Consider the following 18,321-nt stretch of genomic DNA (forward strand, 5'->3'; position numbering starts at 1 on the left):
CCGATGCAATTTGGCAAATAACGCCGCCATCAACATTTCGCTCGAAAATTCAGGATCTGGCAGAACGCGGATCTCAAGGTAGTGATCCATTGGCAGCTCCTTATTCCGACCTACAAATCGCATCGAACCGTAGGCCGGATAAGGCGTTTACGCAGTATTCGGCACTTATTGTCGGATGCGATGCTTGCGCATCTTATCCGACCTACGAATCGCATCGAACTGTAGGCCGGATAAGGCGTTTACGCCGCATCCGGCAAATAGTTAATAGCTCTTACTTCTTAGCTTCTGCAACCACTTTGCTACCCACGCCGCGGTTATTGTATTCCCACATGCGGTTGTAGTTAGTGTCATTCAGATTGCGCTGTACTTCGTCGCTATCGTCAACGCTGCCGGTATTACCCGCAAATGGACGATTGGAAATCACCGCATCGGCCCACGGTTTCGCCGTGTTAAAACCTTCGTTGATGGCGCTATCACGGATCACCACCTGACCGTTGGTATTAGCATCAACATCCAGCGAGCGGCCCAGTTGCGCCACGCCATCACCGGAAGCATTGAAACGGCTGTTTACGGCGAGGAAACCGTAATAGATGTTAGACAGCGTAGCCGGTGCAAACACATACGCTTCTTGCTGGGTACGGGAGTTCACCACGCGGAATTCGGTGTTATCGAACACCACCGCGCCGCGACCAGAAACGATATCCACATCCCCTTCAATGTAGCTGTTGGTCACCAGCGTACGCGGCTGACGATTGGTTTCCAGACGGTTTTGCACACCGCTGTTGGTGACAAAAAAGGTGTTCTGACGACCAAGAATGTTGACGTTATTGATCTGCACTTTGTCGCCATCAGTACGCAGTGCCACCGCCGGATGGTTACCCGCATCTACGCTATCGCCCAGCGTGTTTTCGATGGTCAGGTTTTGCAGTTGCAGGCCATTGTTTTGTGACCAGAAGACCGCAGAACAGAGCACGCCAATGCTGTCGCTGCGTTTGCTCTGGCAGCTATCGTACATATACCATGCTGGTTTACCTGGCATATATTTGCCGCGTGGGTTGACGTCGTGACGCCAGTCGGCTGGGCTCATGCCACCATCAAGGGAAAGCCCAATCTTCACATCAATCGGTTTTTCGCCTGTACCGTACAGAGTAATTCCACCCGGAGCGGCAGGGACATAGACCGTGCCTTCATACTCACCAGGCATCACGGCAATATACTGGCGCTTGTTGGTACGCTTGATAATTGCCGCATCCACCGCTGCCTGAATCGTGGTATGCGTTACACCTTGAGTACCCGCCGGGCCGACAACAAAGTCAGGTTGCGCAGGCAGGGTAATGGGGGAAGGATTCCACGCTGCCGCACCTGGTGTCAGGGACGCAAAATAGTGTTGAGCATCGAAATTCTGCGCTTCTTTTGCCGACAGAATCGGGCGAGAAGAGGTACCAGGCGCGGTTTGATCTGAAGGACGTTGATCGGGCGGTGTTGAGCTACAGGCGGTCAGCGTCACGCCAAAAGCCAATGCCAGCGCCAGACGGGAAACTGAAAATGTGTTCACAGGTTGCTCCGGGCTATGAAATAGAAAAATGAATCCGTTGAAGCCTGCTTTTTTATACTAAGTTGGCCTTATAAAAAAGCATTGCTTATCAATTTGTTGCAACGAACAGGTCACTATCAGTCAAAATAAAATCATTATTTGATTTCAATTTTGTCCCACTCCCTGCCTCTGTCATCACGATACTGTGATGCCATGGTGTCCGACTTATGCCCGAGAAGATGTTGAGCAAATTTATCGCTTATCTGCTTCTCATAGAGTCTTGCAGACAAACTGCGCAACTCGTGAAAGGTTGGCGGATCCCCTTCGAAGGAAAGACCTGATGCTTTTCGTGCGCGCATAAAATACCTTGATACTGTGCCGGATGAAAGCGGTTCACGACGAGTAGATGCAATTATGGTTTCTCCGCCAAGAATCTCTTTGCATTTATCAAGTGTTTCCTTCATTGATATCCCGAGAGCATCAACATGCAATGTTGTAGGGATGGCAATTTTTACACCTGTTTTGCTTTGCTCGACATAAAGATATCCATCTACGATATCAGACCACTTCATTTCGCATAAATCACCAACTCGCTGCCCGGTAACAACAGCCAGTTCCATTGCAAGTCTGAGCCAACATGGTGATGATTCTGCTGCTTGATAAATTTTCAGGTATTCGTCAGCCGTAAGTCTTGATCTCCTTACCTCTGATTTTGCAGCGCGAGTGGCAGCGACCGGGTTTATTGTTATATGGCCTTCAGCTATTGCCTCTCGGAATGCATCGCTCAGTGTTGATCTGATTAACTTGGCTGACGCCGCCTTGCCCTCGTCGATGTATCCATTGAGCATTGCCGCAATTTCTTTTGTGGTGATGTCTTCAAGTGGAGCATCAGGCAGCCCCCTCCTTATTGCTTTAATTTTGCTCATATAATTTATGAGTGTCTTCTGCTTGATTCCTCTGCTGGCGAGGATTTTTTCGTAGCGATCAAGCCATGAATGTAACGTAACAGAATTATCACTGTTGATTCTCGCTGTCAGAGGCTTGTGTTTGTGTCCTGAAAATAACTCAATGTTGGCCTGTATTGCTTCAGTGATTGCTATCCTCCTGTCTCGGCCTAATCCAAACTCTTTACCCGTCCTTGGGTCCCTGTAGCAGTAATATCCATTGTTTCTTATATAAAGATTAGGGGGTAAATCCCGGCGCTCATGACTTCGCCTTCTTCCCATTTTTGATCCTCTTCAAAAGGCTACCTGTTACTGGTCGATTTAAGTCAACCTTTACCGCTGATTCGTGGAACAAATACTCTCTTCCGTCCTTAACCGGTGGTGGGAATATCCTGCACTCGCGTACCCATCGACGAACTGTTTCAAGGCTTCTTGGGCGTCGCTGGCGTGCGTTCCACTCCTGAAGTGTCAAGTACATCGCAAAGTCTCCGCAATTACACGCAAGAAAAAACCGCCATCAGGCGGCTTGGTGTTCTTTCAGTTCTTCAATTCGAATATTGGTTACGTCTGCATGTGCTATCTGCGCCCATATCATCCAGTGGTCATAGCAGTCATTGATGTTCTCTGCTTCGATAACTCTGTTGAATGGTTCTCCATTCCATTCACCTGTGACTCGGAAGTGCATTTATCATCTCCATAAAACAAAACTCGCCGTAGCGAGTTCAGATATAATTTCCACCAAAGGCAGTAGTTGCTTGATGCTAAGAATTATTCAATATCTATTCCTGTAATATCTTTTATCTTTTTCCTTGCAAAGCCTTTTGCTAGTGATTTTGAAACACTCATAAGTGTACTAATTCCCTCATCCTTAAAGTTTGTTTTTATAGCTTGCCAGACCTCCTTTTGACGTAAGTCAGCAATAAAGTCATGCCCTCTTGCTGTCAACCTCAGTGGTACTTCGATCCAACTATATCCAACACCTTCCCCTAACTCGTTGGACATTATATGACCGAACCCAGGTTTTCCATCAACCCTGACTATTAATTCGTAGTCACATAATAATCGCATATGGAAAATAAAATTTTGGTCATATCTATTAAAGCCATTATCCTCTAGTCCACTAAGCATCGTGTCAGGGCCATGAGTTTTTTCGAATGCGATAAGTAGATCTTTTAGATATTGCTGGTCTAATTTCATTGCCGCCTCCGTGACATGTCACAGAGATTTATATCATTAATTTTGTTTCGTGCCAGCCTTTGGTCACCCAGCATTGTGAGTCACCATTACACGGGCATGAATTAACAGGAACTCTCTCGCCGCACTTACCGCAACGTTTTCTTTATACGCCAGCGCACACGTGCATCATCCTGGCGGATCAGTAACGCGATGTACTCACCAAACTCGTAAGGCGCACGCCTGAAGCGGCGCGTGGCTCAGTTACGCTCCAGCATTTCAATTTCCTGAGCATCAAGTACAAGCTCCAGCTTACGCATACCGGATGATGCTTACTTGGCTCTCTGATCGGCTTTGCGCTCTGCTGCTGATTTAGTCATTCTGCTTTTCCTGCATCAGGAGAAAGACAATCATGGCGACGCGGATACTTCCGGTATCTTTTTACGCGATATTACCCCTCTATAGCACATACAAGCAGCGAACCATCAACTGGAGTGAGTGAGGAATCGACCACAAGCAACGCCCCTTGCAATATGCCTTCGCGGTAATGGCTGTCACCCGCGGAACAATTTATCTGCTGGCTGTATGAAAAGCCAGCAATACAACTTTTGCTGACTTTCCACCGTTAACGCGACACAACCTTAATATGCCACAAAGGTTTTTGTTAACGAGCTGCATCTTTTTCTTTTCTGGGTGATGATTGTTTTATAATAAACAAATAACAACATTTATTCTTGTAAAAGTAATAATATCTCTCTGGTGATCGAATTTATTGATCGCATTTCAATTAAACAAATAAGGAGTTTTTTATGCCAAAAATTACCGGTGTTCTAGTGAGCCACCATGTTTTCGATATAAAAAAAGACATGGCTAATGGTTCATTCCCGAAAACATTATTTCCAGGGGCGACATTTCAGATGGTGGTTGACAATGATGTTGTCAATAATAATACGTTGGACTGGAGTGTTGTCACCAATGCGGGAGACAATTCGCTGACTGTAAATCAGGACGGCGTGGTGTCATTTTCAAATGATATTGATGAAAGTTGCATTGGTAAAACATTTGTTATTTTTGCGAAGGATAAAGCCACAGGGAAAAATGTGTCATCTTATTTAATTAAACCTTATCGCTTCTTTAAACCTCGTACCGCAACGTCGGACAGATTTTACAATGCATTGTTTTGGATTGAGGATAAAAAAGGGACTGTCCCGGCACGACGCGATATCAATAATGTCCCATTCGATGAACTGACGGGAGAAATGTTTCATGATGTAAAACGTGAAGTGAATTCCGGGCTTTTTCAGGAATGGGGATTTTTACTGTTTAGTGGGTGGACTAATCCTGTACGTGGTGATATTGGTAGTCTCGAATCAGAAATTTTCACTTTAGAAAATGACAGTATATTTATATCGACAGTCAACTCCCTCCCATACTCCAGAGATCTCCATGATGATATGGACTCCCAGTCTGCACAGGCTGTAGCGTTTTACGGGGAATCTGTTGTTTCCTGATGTTTTAATGAGTTTTTAATAGTCTCCGTCTTTTTAATTTAAAGAGACGGAGATTACCGGCTCTGCAACGTGAAGCCCAGGAACAAAGGTTGTGTCGCGTTAACGGTGGAAAGTCAGCAAAAGTTGTATTGCTGTTTTTTCATACAGCTAGCAGATAAAATTGTTCCGCGGGTGACAATCCATCACCCTGAGGATGCTGATATTGCACCTTGCACATCATGTGGATTAATTCAACGCCGGCCAGTATCGTAGCCGTTCCATGAAATAGGTGTGCAGGTTCTCCGGTTGCTCACGGGCTACCTGTTCTGCAATTACCGGTATATTCATCCGCTCTTTGTAGGCAACGCCGCTGGCAGCCTGGTCAACTGTAGTGGACATCGTCCATCTTTGTTGAGATGGCCAAATTTACTGTGCCACTACAGCCTTTCACTTAGGCGTCTGGCAATTTCTTACGCTTCAAAAAAGTCTTAATGTGGAATGTTCTCCGTTTCCAAGCGGACTCCATTAAGCACCTCCTGTCCCATAGATTTCCCAACGATTATAAAGATTTTCGGCCTTCAAGGGATTACGTGTTACAACTTTACGTCGGTGGAGGAGACGAAGGTCAGGGTCGCTTTCAAGCACAGCATCACAAAAGAACATTTCCATTGTGGTTGGGTCGATAGCGCAAAGATTGTCATCGAACAATTTATGAAGATCACGACGCAGGAAAATACCATTGAGATAGCTGGCCCCTCCTTTGCGCGCATGGGGAACCAGATGTGCGGCTTCGCAACGGAAGTCGCTCGCCCCAGTCAATACACAGATCCCATAACAGTTATACGCCACATCTTGTCTGAACTCGTCTTGATTATTACGAGTACGAGTATGAGTAATTACACCGTCTTCGTGGGCGCGTTCCTGAACCAGTTCACGCTCAGTATTACGTGGATATTTGAGCAGAAATTCCCATTCGGGGTTGGCTTGCGGCCAAAAAGCGCGGTCTTCTTGCTTTAGTACGCGGCGGAATTTTCGTGCTTCAGCATCAACGCCAATTCCCAGTGTTTCGAATGCATCCCTAACACTGGCAAAAGGGTGGAAATCTGTACCGGAATACAAGCGGCGAGCCAATACAGGATCGATCTGATGCCTAGGGTCTGGATTTTTATGAACATAATCTGTGATCTGCAGTGCTGATTTTTCAGAAGGTTTCGGTGCAAACTTGGCTAGCATTTCCTCACGGCTGAAGGCGACTTTCCCAACCTCACCCATGTAAAGATGAGATAAAAGGAATTTTCCGTCAACGACAAAAAAGCCCCAAAGGGGGGGAGATTTAATGCCATCGGGTTCGGAATAGTAAAAGTTAGTCATGCCAGATTGGCTATTCGCTTTATGTGCAACGACAGTGGGCCAGCGGTCACGATAGCGCTGCCACATATAAGTCATTGCCTGATCAATTTTTTGTTGCCTAGAATTGCCTTGCATAGTGCGGACTTCTTCGGCTTTATCCGCAACCAAGAGCATGGTTTCTTCTTCGTTTTTTCCCATATTCAGATGAAAACTAATCAGGTCACGAAGTTTTTGCGACCCCATACCGCCATGTTGGACTTCCATATTCTCCATCATTTTGACGATGCGCATAATCAATCCCCCCTAACCAATGTTGATTTCAAGCTCATCCCCTTGTGCTCAACCTCGCCACATCATCTTGCCAGTCGTGGCCGTAGGGGGGATATTCCAAAAGTAGTTCTAGTGAAACAATAAATTATATTGCGGTTTGTTCAACTTCGCATGAAAAAATGTTTCTGTGAGGCCGTGTTTGATAAACTGCATAATTCTATATCCAATACATTAATCATTTGAGGGGCCGATAGACTCAATGCACCGAGAGAAAATATGTAAGACGCGAGCATAGCGAAATAGTAACTCTCATATCGCTCCAATGAAGACTTACTCGTTTTAAATGGGCTTAATGCTGAACCATGGGCTCGATCATTTCGCATGGTGAATAACCATATCGACAATAAGAACTCTATCCTCCTGGCATCAGACGGAATATTGTTGGGGTTTGTAAGATCAATAGCTTGAGCGATATTTGGTCTTTTCTTCGTGCCAACTGCGCCCGATAGATAAAGTCGCATAAAACTGGACGCCGACTGAAGGAGTTTTCCAGATGGGGTTGGCGTGATATTTTGGGAATCATCAATGCTAAATTTTTTAATAAATTCGTCGTAAAAATCTTTTCCTGTGCAGTCAACCACTCTCCCACGAAACTGCTTGCTTGAATCGTTTTGAGGCACATACGATTCGCACATACGCTTAACAATATACATCAATGTCGGGGAGGGTAAATTGTGGCAAAGACTGTCTGTGATGATCTTCCAATGAGCTGGATCCGATTTAACTAACTCTTTGCCCAGACCTTGCACTATTCCTTTCAAGCCTTTTTTTGTATAGCGTATCTTTGAGGAATTATCTATAACCCTAAAACAGTGATCAAACATGTAATCTGGACGGTGTGGAAGTGCCTCAAGGCCGTCTAAATAATGACCAATATGGATGCTTTGGTTATTATCCGAAGGCTTAGCTAGCCTAGCGACTTCGAAAGGAATCTTGTTATGATTTTTATCAAGACACGAGTCAAATTTTTCTTCGCCTTTAAATTTCGTGCTTTGTGGCCATTGATGATAAGCATTTAATCTTTCAATTTTAAAATCCACTCTGAACTCCCTTGTTTCTAAATAATATTAATTTGATGATTCGTAATCTGATTTCAACACTACCAACGTACAATGTTACGTCCATGTGATCTTCTCCCAGTTGATTCAAACAAAATGCTGTTAGCAATGTCCACTCATCGCTCATAACAGACATTCACTTCAGTTATGACAGAAAGGTATGCATGCTGGGGATGGGGAAGTCGTGAAAGAAAAGAAGGCTGCTGCGTCGTTTGACATCACTGCTATCTTCTTACTGGTTATGCAGGCCGTAGTGGGAGGCACACAAAGCTTTGCACTGGATTGCAAGGCTTTGTGCTCTTCGATGCTGAGTGGTGGGGCATATATGGGGCAAATAACACCGTTAGATCTACGGAGAACTACGATGCTTGATATTTCAGTCAACTCTAACCGCCTGTTATCTGGTGTGCTCTTGGGCAATCTTTGTCATTTATGAAATATACATGGTCATATGATTGACATCCAGAGATGCCGGAAGATAGGCATAACATGGTGATAGTTATTGTTTTTTTTGTATGTAAACATTACGTTTCTCCTTCGTGGGCAGAATTGTTAAAGTGCGTATTTTTAGGATTAACCTCAAAAAAGTAAAGAAGTAATTTATATGCGGATAATAAAAACAAATAAAATATTGCCCAATTCGATATGGCTCACATTTTTCTGGTGCGAGAAAGGAGGAATTATATATGTCAAGTCATGATATTAATAACCTGAGTAGTACCAGATATTAAGTGGTTAATTTGCATTAAGGCAGAAAAATTGTCATCTATTAAGGTCGAAAAAATGTTAGTAACATTTGTTATAATTTACTGTAGGGATTTGTTGGCTATTAAATGTAAATTTGCAATTAGTTGAAATATAGAATATACATTTCTGTAATTTACATGTTCGATATATGTTCGCTTATCATACAATATGCTAATTTCATGTATCTGCAGATATCTACTGTTTGACTGAGAAATGTAGTTTTTTACGAGAGGATTTGAATCTACAAGTCCCCATGGCTGCTTGGCACTGTCATGGGGACTGCTTTGTGCCAGAAGCGGATCTTCCAACAAGCTATATAGGAGCTGAACAATCCTCATTACTCCATGCTTTGGGCTAGTAAATTACCATTCCTAAAAGTTAAATCATAAGTTCTATAATGTGTAGCAGCGGTGATTAACATAGTTGTTTTAAAGTTAACTTCTTACCGGATATGGGAATTTTTGATGTTACAACAACTGGCCTGTGAGTTTTTTATCGAGTTTTCACGATATGAATATTGCCTCAAGGCATGTGGGGTTTTAATCAATGGTGGCCATTTAAAAGCTGACTGGAATGGATATTCCGATCAGGTGCGTGACGTTATCGAAAACCCGTCTACCCCTGAACTTAACGAAGCGATTCATTACTTCGAAGAGCATCCCCCTAAAAAACAGATTTACGGTGAAAAGGGGATCATGTGGTTGGAAAAACTACCGAGTTCCCGGCACCGGGCTGAACTGATTTTACTGCTGGTCTGTCGAGTAAGAAACAATCTCTTTCACGGCGGAAAATTCAATGGTAATTGGTTTGAACCAGAACGCAGTGAGCAGCTAATCCGGCACGCTCTCACCATCCTACGGGCCTGTGCGGAGAAACACGCCGGAGTGAAAGATGCCTATGAGAACAAACAATTCTGAGCCGGGGCACTGCTACAACCCAGCCCATAACGGCAACTCTGACAGGATGATTAAAGGTTACCAGTACATTAAAAGAAATCGCTAAAGCAGTCGGCTTGAAGTGGCAGAAAGGTATGTATGCTGGGTGGGGGAAAGTGTGAAAGAAAAGAAGACTGCTTCGCCGTTTGTCGTCACTGCTATCTTCTTATTGCTTATGAAGGTCGTAGTGGGGCACACAAAGCTTTGCACTGGATTGCAAGGCGTTGTGCTTCTCTTGAGTGCGACATGTTTTTATGTCAAAAAATTAGCGCAAGAAGACAAAAAATCACCTTGCGCTAATGCTCTGTTACAGGTCACTAATATCATCTAAGTAGTTGATTCATAGTGACTGCATATGTTGTGTTTTGCAGTATTATGCAGTCTATCATTTAGACTAAAACTTTCATAACACACTGATATTAATGGTTTTTACTGTTTATCGTTCAGCTTTTTTATACTAACTTGAGCGAAACGGGAAGGTAAAAAGACAAAAAGTTGTTTTTAATACCTTTAAGTGATACCAGATGGCATTGCGCCATCTGGCAGAGTGATTAACTGAACATCGCGGTAATCGATGCGCTGGCGAGAGAGTGGAAATGGACGTTAAACCCGACCATCGCGCCGCTGGCACCTTCATCGACATCAATACGTTCTACATCCAGCGCGTGAACGGTAAAAATGTAGCGATGGGTTTCGCCTTTCGGCGGCGCTGCGCCATCGTACCCGGTTTTACCAAAGTCGGTACGCGTCTGCAAAACGCCGTCTGGCATTGCTACCAGACCAGAGCCAAACCCTTGCGGTAATACGCGGGTATCAGCGGGTAAATTAACAACTACCCAGTGCCACCAGCCGGAGCCGGTTGGCGCGTCCGGGTCATAGCAGGTGACAACAAAACTTTTCGTTCCCGCAGGAACATCATCCCACGCCAGATGCGGTGAAATATTATCGCCATCGTAACCCATGCCGTTAAAGACATGACGATGCGGCAGCTTATCGCCATCGCGCAGATCATTACTGATGAGTTTCATGAATCCTCCTTTCTTGTTTGCAGAAAGTGTAGCCAGAAACCCTCGCGCTGACTTCCCGTTATTGGCAAAAAAATGTTTCATCCTGTACCGCTCGGTTAACTGCTGCGGTCAGGCGCTGCAACTGTTGCGGGCGAATAATATAGGGCGGCATCAGGTAAATCAGTTTGCCAAAAGGCCGGATCCAGACGCCCTGTTCGACAAAGAATTTTTGCAGCGCCGCCATATTCACCGGGCGAGTGGTTTCGACCACGCCAATGGCCCCCAGCACGCGCACATCGGCAACCATTTCGGCATCACGGGCGGGGGCAAGTTGCTCGCGCAGCTGTACTGCAATAGCCGCCACCTGCTGCTGCCAGTCGCCAGATTCGAGAATCGCCAGGCTGGCGTTTGCTGCCGCGCAGGCCAGCGGATTGCCCATAAAAGTTGGCCCATGCATAAAGCAACCGGCTTCGCCGTTACTGATGGTTTCTGCAACCTCGCGCGTGGTGAGTGTGGCGGAAAGGGTCATTGTGCCGCCGGTTAAGGCTTTACCGAGGCACAAAATGTCCGGCGCGATTTCTGCATGTTCACAGGCAAACAGTTTGCCGGTACGACCAAATCCGGTGGCTATCTCGTCGGCAATCAGCAAGATACCTTCACGGTCACACATTTTGCGGATTCGTTTTAACCATTCCGGATGGTACATGCGCATCCCGCCTGCGCCCTGGACAATCGGTTCAATGATCACCGCCGCGATTTCATGACGATGCGCCGCCATCAGGCGGGCAAAGCCCACCATATCGCGCTCATCCCATTCACCATCCATGCGGCTTTGCGGGGCGGGAGCAAACAAGTTTTCTGGCAGATAGCCTTTCCACAGGCTGTGCATTGAGTTGTCCGGATCGCACACCGACATTGCGCCAAAGGTATCGCCATGATAACCATTGCGGAAGGTCAGAAAACGCTGGCGCGCTTCGCCTTTGGCATGCCAGTACTGCAACGCCATTTTCATCGCGACTTCCACCGCTACGGAACCGGAGTCCGCGAGAAAAACGCACTCCAGCGGTTGTGGCGTCATCGCCACCAGTTTGCGGCACAGCTCAATGGCTGGCGCATGGGTGATACCGCCAAACATCACATGCGACATAGCATCAATTTGCGTCTTCATCGCCGCATTAAGCTGCGGGTGATTGTAGCCGTGGATCGCCGCCCACCAGGACGACATACCGTCAACCAGGCGTCTGCCGTCAGACAAAATTAGCTCGCAACCTTCGGCGCTCGCCACTGGATAAACCGGCAGCGGGGAGGTCATGGATGTGTATGGGTGCCAGATATGGCGTTGGTCAAAGGCAAGATCGTCCGTTGTCATAATCGACTTGTAAACCAAATTGAAAAGATTTAGGTTTACAAGTCTACACCGAATTAACAACAAAAAACACGTTTTGGAGAAGCCCCATGGCTCACCGCCCACGCTGGACATTGTCGCAAGTCACAGAATTATTTGAAAAACCATTGCTGGATCTGCTGTTTGAAGCGCAGCAGGTGCATCGTCAGCATTTCGATCCTCGTCAGGTGCAGGTCAGCACTTTGCTGTCAATTAAAACGGGTGCTTGCCCGGAAGATTGCAAATACTGCCCGCAAAGCTCGCGCTACAAAACCGGGCTGGAAGCCGAGCGGTTGATGGAAGTTGAACAGGTGCTGGAGTCGGCGCGCAAAGCGAAAGCGGCGGGATCGACGCGTTTTTGCATGGGCGCTGCGTGGAAGAATCCCCACGAACGCGATATGCCGTACCTGGAACAAATGGTGCAGGGGGTAAAAGCGATGGGGCTGGAGGCGTGTATGACGCTGGGCACGTTGAGTGAATCTCAGGCGCAGCGCCTCGCGAACGCCGGGCTGGATTACTACAACCACAACCTCGACACCTCGCCGGAGTTTTACGGCAATATCATCACCACACGCACTTATCAGGAACGTCTCGATACGCTGGAAAAAGTGCGCGATGCCGGGATCAAAGTCTGTTCAGGTGGCATTGTTGGCTTAGGCGAAACGGTAAAAGATCGCGCCGGATTATTGCTGCAACTGGCAAACCTGCCGACGCCGCCGGAAAGCGTGCCAATCAACATGCTGGTGAAGGTGAAAGGCACGCCGCTGGCGGATAACGATGATGTCGATGCCTTTGATTTTATTCGCACCATTGCCGTAGCGCGGATCATGATGCCGACCTCTTACGTACGCCTTTCTGCCGGACGCGAGCAGATGAACGAACAGACTCAAGCGATGTGCTTTATGGCAGGCGCAAACTCGATTTTCTACGGTTGCAAACTGCTGACCACGCCGAATCCGGAAGAAGATAAAGACCTGCAACTGTTCCGCAAACTGGGGCTGAATCCGCAGCAAACTGCCGTGCTGGCAGGCGATAACGAACAACAGCAGCGTCTGGAGCAGGCGCTGATGACCCCGGACACCGACGAATATTACAACGCGGCAGCACTATGAGCTGGCAGGAGAAAATCAACGCGGCGCTCGATGCGCGGCGTGCTGCCGATGCCCTGCGTCGCCGTTATCCGGTGGCGCAAGGAGCCGGACGCTGGCTGGTGGCGGACGAGCGCCAGTATCTGAACTTTTCCAGCAATGATTACCTCGGTTTAAGCCATCATCCGAAAATTATCCGCGCCTGGCAGCAGGGCGCAGAAAAGTTTGGTGTAGGTAGCGGCGGTTCCGGGCATGTCAGCGGTTATAGCGTGGCGCATCGGGCGCTGGAAGAAGAACTGGCCGAGTGGCTTGGCTATTCGCGGGCGCTGCTGTTTATCTCTGGTTTTGCCGCGAATCAGGCAGTCATTGCCGCGATGATGGCGAAAGAGGACCGTATTGTTGCCGACCGGCTTAGCCATGCCTCCTTGCTGGAGGCTGCCAGTTTAAGCCCGTCGCCGCTTCGCCGTTTTACTCATAACGATGTCGCTCATCTGGCGCGACTGCTTGCTTCCCCCTGTCCGGGGCAGCAACTGGTGGTGACAGAAGGCGTGTTCAGCATGGACGGCGATAGCGCGCTGTTGGCGGAAATCCAGCAAGTCACGCAACAGCACAATGGCTGGTTGATGGTTGATGATGCCCACGGCACGGGTGTTATCGGTGAACAGGGGCGGGGCAGTTGTTGGCAGCAAAAGGTGAAGCCGGAACTGCTGGTAGTCACTTTTGGCAAAGGATTTGGCGTCAGCGGCGCGGCGGTGCTTTGTTCTGATAGCGTGGCGAATTATCTGCTGCAATTCGCCCGCCATCTTATCTACAGCACCAGTATGCCGCCCGCTCAGGCGCAGGCATTACGTGCGTCGCTGGCGGTCATTCGCAGTGAAGAGGGCGATGCGCGACGCGAAAAACTGGCGGCACTCATTACGCGTTTTCGTGCCGGAGTGCAGGGTTTGCCGTTTACGCTTGCGGATTCATGCAGCGCCATCCAGCCATTAATCGTCGGTGATAACAGCCGAGTGTTACAACTGGCAGATAAACTGCGCCAGCAAGGCTGCTGGGTCACGGCGATTCGCCCGCCAACCGTACCCGCTGGTACTGCGCGACTGCGCTTAACGCTAACCGCAGCGCATGAAATGCAGGATATCGACCGTCTGCTGGAGGTGCTGCATGGCAACGGTCAATAAACAAGCCATTGCGGCGGCATTTGGTCGGGCAGCCGCGCAATACGAGGAACACGCAAATCTACAGCGCCAGAGTGCCGATGCCTTACTGGCAATGCTCCCACAGCGTAAATACCCCCACGTACTGGACGCTGGCTGTGGACCTGGCTGGATGAGCCGCCACTGGCGCGAACGTCATGTACAGGTGACGGCCTTAGATCTCTCGCCACTTATGCTTGCGCAGGCACGCCAACAAGATGCCGCAGATCATTATCTGGCAGGCGATATCGAATCCCTGCCGTTAGCGACTGCGACGTTCGATCTTGCATGGAGCAATCTCGCGGTGCAGTGGTGCGGTAATTTATCCACGGCACTCCGCGAGCTGTATCGGGTGGTGCGCCCCGGAGGCGTGGTCGCGTTTACCACGCTGGCGCAGGGATCGTTACCCGAACTGCATCAGGCGTGGCAGGCGGTAGACGAACGGCCTCATGCCAATCGCTTTTTACCGCCAGATGAAATCGAACAGTCGCTGAAAGGTTTGCATTATCAACACCATATTCAGCCCGTCACACTGTGGTTTGATGACGCGCTCAGTGCCATGCGTTCGCTGAAAGGCATCGGTGCCACGCATCTTCATGAAGGGCGCGACCAGCGAATATTAACGCGTTCGCAGTTGCAGCGATTGCAACTGGCCTGGCCGCAACAACAGGGGCGATATCCTCTGACGTATCATCTTTTTTTGGGAGTGATTGCTCGTGAGTAAACGTTATTTTGTCACCGGAACGGATACCGAAGTAGGGAAAACCGTCGCCAGCTGCGCACTTTTACAAGCCGCAAAGGCTGCAGGCTACCGGACGGCAGGTTACAAACCTGTTGCCTCCGGCAGCGAAATGACAGTAGAAGGCTTACGTAATAGCGACGCACTGGCGTTGCAACGCAACAGTAGCCTGCAACTGGATTACGCCACGGTAAACCCTTACACCTTCGCAGAACCGACCTCGCCGCATATCATCAGTACGGAAGAGGGCAGACCCATCGACCCCGTGGTTATGAGCGCCGGGTTACACGCGCTGGCACAGCAGGCAAACTGGGTACTGGTAGAAGGTGCAGGAGGCTGGTTTACGCCGCTTTCTGAGTCTTTCACTTTCGCGGATTGGGTAACGCAAGAACAACTGCCAGTGATACTGGTTGTGGGCGTGAAACTCGGTTGTATTAATCACGCGATGCTGACCGCACAGGCTGTACAGCAAGCCGGACTTACCCTTGCAGGGTGGGTAGCGAACGATGTCACTCCACCGGGCAAACGTCACGCTGAATATATGGCCACGCTCAAGCGGATGATTTCCGCACCGTTGCTTGGGGAGATCCCATGGCTTGATGAACCCACTGAAAACGCGCTAACCGGAAAGTACCTCAATCTCACCGCATTGTTGTAGCAATATATTTGGTTAAATTGCGAGCGAGATCGCGTCGTCTGCTGCCTGCAATTCAACCAATTAAATTTCAAAAGAATTGAGAAAAAATATTTACCCCCACAATATGCGGTTAGTGTGGGAATTGCCCAGGCGGCAGGGCATACGGGCTGCAGGCAGTTATCCACTATTCCTGTGGATAACCATGTGCATTAGAGTTAGAAAACGTGATGCAAGCGAGAGAATACGCGGCTTGCACGCGAATTGACGCGAAAGAAGGCTTAAGGAAATATTTGTTATTTTTCAATTAATTATATAAAAGCAATGGCAGTCATGAAAGTGACATCTCTTGCCATAAATCCGTCATCAGCCATCTTGACAATTGTTAAAAAAGCCGTTGCTTTGGGGATAACCCCGCAAGCCTGGAGTTTTATCTCGTCACTGAGCAAATTATGCTCATGATTGATACCTTCGTTGACGGTGTAACAGAAATAATGTGGCGTGAAACTGTTTTTTTATCCAGTATAATTTGTTGGCATTATTAAACACGACGAGTAAAATTACATACCTGCCCGCCCACTCCTTCAGGTAGCGACTCATGAGTAAACCGTTCAAACTGAATTCCTCTTTTAAACCTTCTGGCGATCAGCCTGAGGCAATTCGACGCCTCGAAGAAGGGCTTGAAGATGGCCTGGCTCACCAGACTCTACTCGGCGTAACGGGCTCCGGAAAAACATTTACCATTGCTAACGTCATTGCCGACCTTCAGCGCCCGACGATGGTGCTGGCGCCCAACAAAACGCTGGCAGCCCAGTTGTACGGCGAGATGAAAGAATTTTTCCCGGAAAATGCGGTGGAATACTTCGTCTCTTACTACGACTACTATCAACCGGAAGCCTATGTGCCGAGCTCGGACACCTTCATTGAAAAAGATGCCTCGGTAAACGAACATATTGAACAGATGCGGCTTTCAGCGACCAAAGCTTTGCTGGAGCGGCGCGATGTGGTGGTAGTCGCCTCTGTTTCAGCCATCTACGGTCTGGGCGACCCTGACTTATATCTTAAGATGATGCTGCATCTGACGGTCGGCATGATTATCGATCAGCGCGCGATTCTGCGTCGCCTGGCGGAACTGCAATACACCCGCAACGACCAGGCGTTCCAGCGCGGGACTTTCCGTGTTCGCGGGGAAGTGATTGATATTTTTCCGGCGGAGTCCGACGACGTTGCGCTACGTGTTGAATTGTTCGACGAAGAGGTAGAGCGGTTGTCGCTTTTCGACCCGTTAACAGGGCAAATTATCTCAACCATTCCCCGCTTTACCATTTACCCGAAAACACACTACGTTACCCCGCGTGAACGTATTGTGCAGGCGATGGAAGAGATCAAAGAAGAGCTGGCCGATCGGCGCAAAGTGCTGCTGGCAAATAACAAGCTGCTGGAAGAACAACGCCTGACTCAGCGTACCCAGTTTGATCTGGAGATGATGAACGAGCTCGGTTATTGCTCAGGCATTGAAAACTATTCGCGCTTTCTTTCCGGTCGTGGACCTGGTGAGCCACCGCCGACGCTGTTTGATTATCTCCCCGCCGATGGCCTGTTGGTGGTCGATGAATCCCACGTGACTATTCCGCAAATTGGCGGCATGTATCGAGGTGATCGGGCGCGTAAAGAGACGCTGGTGGAGTACGGTTTCCGCCTGCCATCGGCGCTGGATAACCGTCCGCTGAAATTCGAAGAGTTCGAAGCGTTAGCCCCGCAAACCATCTATGTTTCTGCAACACCCGGTAATTACGAGCTGGAGAAATCCGGTGGCGACGTGGTGGATCAGGTCGTGCGTCCAACAGGGCTGCTGGACCCGATTATCGAAGTGCGCCCGGTAGCGACCCAGGTTGATGATCTTCTCTCAGAAATTCGCCTGCGGGCGGCAATTAACGAACGCGTACTGGTCACGACGTTGACTAAGCGGATGGCGGAAGATCTCACCGAATATCTGGAAGAACACGGTGAACGCGTGCGTTATCTTCACTCGGATATCGACACCGTCGAGCGTATGGAAATCATCCGCGACTTGCGTTTGGGCGAGTTTGATGTGCTGGTGGGGATCAACTTACTGCGCGAAGGTCTGGATATGCCAGAAGTTTCGCTGGTGGCGATCCTCGACGCAGACAAAGAAGGCTTCCTGCGTTCCGAACGTTCATTGATTCAGACCATTGGTCGCGCGGCGCGTAACGTCAACGGTAAAGCGATTCTCTACGGCGATAAGATCACCCCATCAATGGCGAAAGCGATTGGCGAAACCGAACGTCGCCGCGAGAAACAGCAGAAGTACAACGAGGAACACGGCATTACGCCGCAAGGCTTGAACAAGAAGGTGGTCGATATCCTGGCGCTGGGGCAGAACATTGCCAAAACCAAAGCGAAGGGCAGAGGAAAATCGCGCCCGATTGTTGAGCCGGATAATGTACCGATGGATATGTCGCCTAAAGCGTTGCAGCAGAAAATCCATGAACTGGAAGGCCTGATGATGCAACACGCGCAAAATCTGGAGTTCGAAGAGGCGGCGCAAATTCGTGACCAGTTGCATCAGCTGCGTGAGTTGTTTATTGCGGCTTCGTGACAGGATAACGAAGAAGAGAGATGGCAAAAGCAAAATTGCCTGATGCGCTACGCTTATCAGGCCTACATTTTCTCTGCAATACATTGAATTTGCGC

The 18,321-nt window shown here is 48.5% G+C and carries 19 protein-coding genes and 2 pseudogenes; 8 read left to right on the top strand and 13 right to left on the bottom strand.

Going from position 1 to position 18,321, the window contains the following annotated elements:
* The 7 genes and pseudogenes from D9736_RS08730 to D9736_RS23465 all read right to left on the bottom strand — a co-directional run.
* The coding region (locus tag D9736_RS08730; protein WP_130258140.1) for a type I-F CRISPR-associated endoribonuclease Cas6/Csy4 at nt 1-90 on the bottom strand (90 nt) is incomplete at its 3' end.
* A gap of 181 nt (nt 91-271) precedes the next feature.
* A complete protein-coding gene (locus tag D9736_RS08735; protein WP_130214915.1) occupies nt 272-1,555 on the bottom strand; it encodes a putative acyl-CoA thioester hydrolase in 1,284 nt (427 codons plus the stop codon).
* A gap of 134 nt (nt 1,556-1,689) precedes the next feature.
* On the bottom strand, nt 1,690-2,760 hold the full coding sequence (locus D9736_RS08740; protein ID WP_000533637.1) for a tyrosine-type recombinase/integrase: 1,071 nt from the start codon (nt 2,758-2,760) through the stop codon (nt 1,690-1,692).
* Nucleotides 2,738-2,956, bottom strand: coding sequence for an excisionase (locus tag D9736_RS08745; RefSeq protein ID WP_001337487.1), 219 nt, complete (start codon nt 2,954-2,956; stop codon nt 2,738-2,740). The genes D9736_RS08740 and D9736_RS08745 overlap by 23 nt, the downstream gene beginning before the upstream one ends.
* Nucleotides 2,957-2,995: 39 nt before the next feature.
* On the bottom strand, nt 2,996-3,163 hold the full coding sequence (locus D9736_RS08750; RefSeq protein ID WP_000545733.1) for a hypothetical protein: 168 nt from the start codon (nt 3,161-3,163) through the stop codon (nt 2,996-2,998).
* An 83-nt stretch (nt 3,164-3,246) separates the two neighbouring features.
* Nucleotides 3,247-3,675: a DUF2513 domain-containing protein gene (locus D9736_RS08755; protein WP_130258141.1), complete on the bottom strand. Its 429-nt coding sequence runs from the start codon at nt 3,673-3,675 to the stop codon at nt 3,247-3,249.
* A 28-nt stretch (nt 3,676-3,703) separates the two neighbouring features.
* Nucleotides 3,704-3,971, bottom strand: a pseudogene (locus D9736_RS23465) (hypothetical protein).
* 489 nt (nt 3,972-4,460) lie between these two features.
* On the opposite strand from D9736_RS23465, the gene D9736_RS08765 reads away from it, so the two are divergent.
* On the top strand, nt 4,461-5,162 hold the full coding sequence (locus D9736_RS08765; RefSeq protein ID WP_130216485.1) for a hypothetical protein: 702 nt from the start codon (nt 4,461-4,463) through the stop codon (nt 5,160-5,162).
* A 139-nt stretch (nt 5,163-5,301) separates the two neighbouring features.
* Here the strand turns inward: D9736_RS08765 and D9736_RS08770 are convergent.
* From D9736_RS08770 to D9736_RS08785, 4 genes and pseudogenes are all read right to left on the bottom strand, one after another.
* Nucleotides 5,302-5,412, bottom strand: a pseudogene (locus D9736_RS08770) (IS6 family transposase); the annotation flags it as partial.
* A complete protein-coding gene (locus tag D9736_RS08775; RefSeq protein WP_130258142.1) occupies nt 5,388-5,540 on the bottom strand; it encodes a DNA polymerase III subunit theta in 153 nt (50 codons plus the stop codon). The pseudogene D9736_RS08770 and the gene D9736_RS08775, both read right to left, overlap by 25 nt.
* Nucleotides 5,541-5,666: 126 nt before the next feature.
* Nucleotides 5,667-6,782: an HNH endonuclease signature motif containing protein gene (locus D9736_RS08780; protein WP_130258143.1), complete on the bottom strand. Its 1,116-nt coding sequence runs from the start codon at nt 6,780-6,782 to the stop codon at nt 5,667-5,669.
* A gap of 140 nt (nt 6,783-6,922) precedes the next feature.
* Nucleotides 6,923-7,861, bottom strand: a complete 939-nt coding sequence (locus D9736_RS08785; protein WP_130258144.1) for a hypothetical protein — start codon at nt 7,859-7,861, stop codon at nt 6,923-6,925.
* 1,229 nt (nt 7,862-9,090) lie between these two features.
* Here D9736_RS08785 and D9736_RS08795 point away from each other — a divergent pair.
* Both D9736_RS08795 and D9736_RS23355 read left to right on the top strand, forming a co-directional pair.
* Nucleotides 9,091-9,543, top strand: a complete 453-nt coding sequence (locus D9736_RS08795) for a hypothetical protein (RefSeq protein WP_130258146.1) — start codon at nt 9,091-9,093, stop codon at nt 9,541-9,543.
* Nucleotides 9,544-9,679: 136 nt separating this feature from the next.
* Nucleotides 9,680-9,892: a hypothetical protein gene (locus D9736_RS23355; RefSeq protein WP_162753496.1), complete on the top strand. Its 213-nt coding sequence runs from the start codon at nt 9,680-9,682 to the stop codon at nt 9,890-9,892.
* A gap of 220 nt (nt 9,893-10,112) precedes the next feature.
* On the opposite strand, the gene D9736_RS08800 is transcribed toward D9736_RS23355, so the two are convergent.
* The gene (locus D9736_RS08800) at nt 10,113-10,589 is read right to left on the bottom strand and encodes a kinase inhibitor (protein WP_000767391.1); all 477 of its coding nucleotides are present in this window, start codon (nt 10,587-10,589) and stop codon (nt 10,113-10,115) included.
* A gap of 58 nt (nt 10,590-10,647) precedes the next feature.
* The gene (gene bioA / locus D9736_RS08805) at nt 10,648-11,937 is read right to left on the bottom strand and encodes an adenosylmethionine--8-amino-7-oxononanoate transaminase (RefSeq protein WP_130258147.1); all 1,290 of its coding nucleotides are present in this window, start codon (nt 11,935-11,937) and stop codon (nt 10,648-10,650) included.
* A gap of 86 nt (nt 11,938-12,023) precedes the next feature.
* Between bioA and bioB the strand changes: the two genes are divergently transcribed.
* The 5 genes from bioB (at nt 12,024) to uvrB (ending at nt 18,226) form a co-directional block, all read left to right on the top strand.
* On the top strand, nt 12,024-13,064 hold the full coding sequence (gene bioB, locus D9736_RS08810; protein WP_000951213.1) for a biotin synthase BioB: 1,041 nt from the start codon (nt 12,024-12,026) through the stop codon (nt 13,062-13,064).
* Nucleotides 13,061-14,218: an 8-amino-7-oxononanoate synthase gene (gene bioF / locus D9736_RS08815; RefSeq protein ID WP_130258148.1), complete on the top strand. Its 1,158-nt coding sequence runs from the start codon at nt 13,061-13,063 to the stop codon at nt 14,216-14,218. The genes bioB and bioF overlap by 4 nt, the downstream gene beginning before the upstream one ends.
* The gene (gene bioC, locus D9736_RS08820; RefSeq protein WP_130258149.1) at nt 14,202-14,957 is read left to right on the top strand and encodes a malonyl-ACP O-methyltransferase BioC; all 756 of its coding nucleotides are present in this window, start codon (nt 14,202-14,204) and stop codon (nt 14,955-14,957) included. Before bioF ends, bioC begins: the two co-directional genes overlap by 17 nt.
* Nucleotides 14,950-15,630, top strand: a complete 681-nt coding sequence (gene bioD / locus D9736_RS08825) for a dethiobiotin synthase (protein WP_130258150.1) — start codon at nt 14,950-14,952, stop codon at nt 15,628-15,630. Before bioC ends, bioD begins: the two co-directional genes overlap by 8 nt.
* 574 nt (nt 15,631-16,204) lie before the next feature.
* Nucleotides 16,205-18,226 (top strand): excinuclease ABC subunit UvrB, encoded by a 2,022-nt coding sequence (uvrB, locus tag D9736_RS08830; RefSeq protein WP_130205097.1) that lies wholly within the window; start codon nt 16,205-16,207, stop codon nt 18,224-18,226.
* The last annotated feature ends 95 nt before the right edge of the window (nt 18,227-18,321 follow it).

This window comes from Escherichia sp. E10V10, from assembly GCF_004211985.1.
Lineage (GTDB): Bacteria > Pseudomonadota > Gammaproteobacteria > Enterobacterales > Enterobacteriaceae > Escherichia.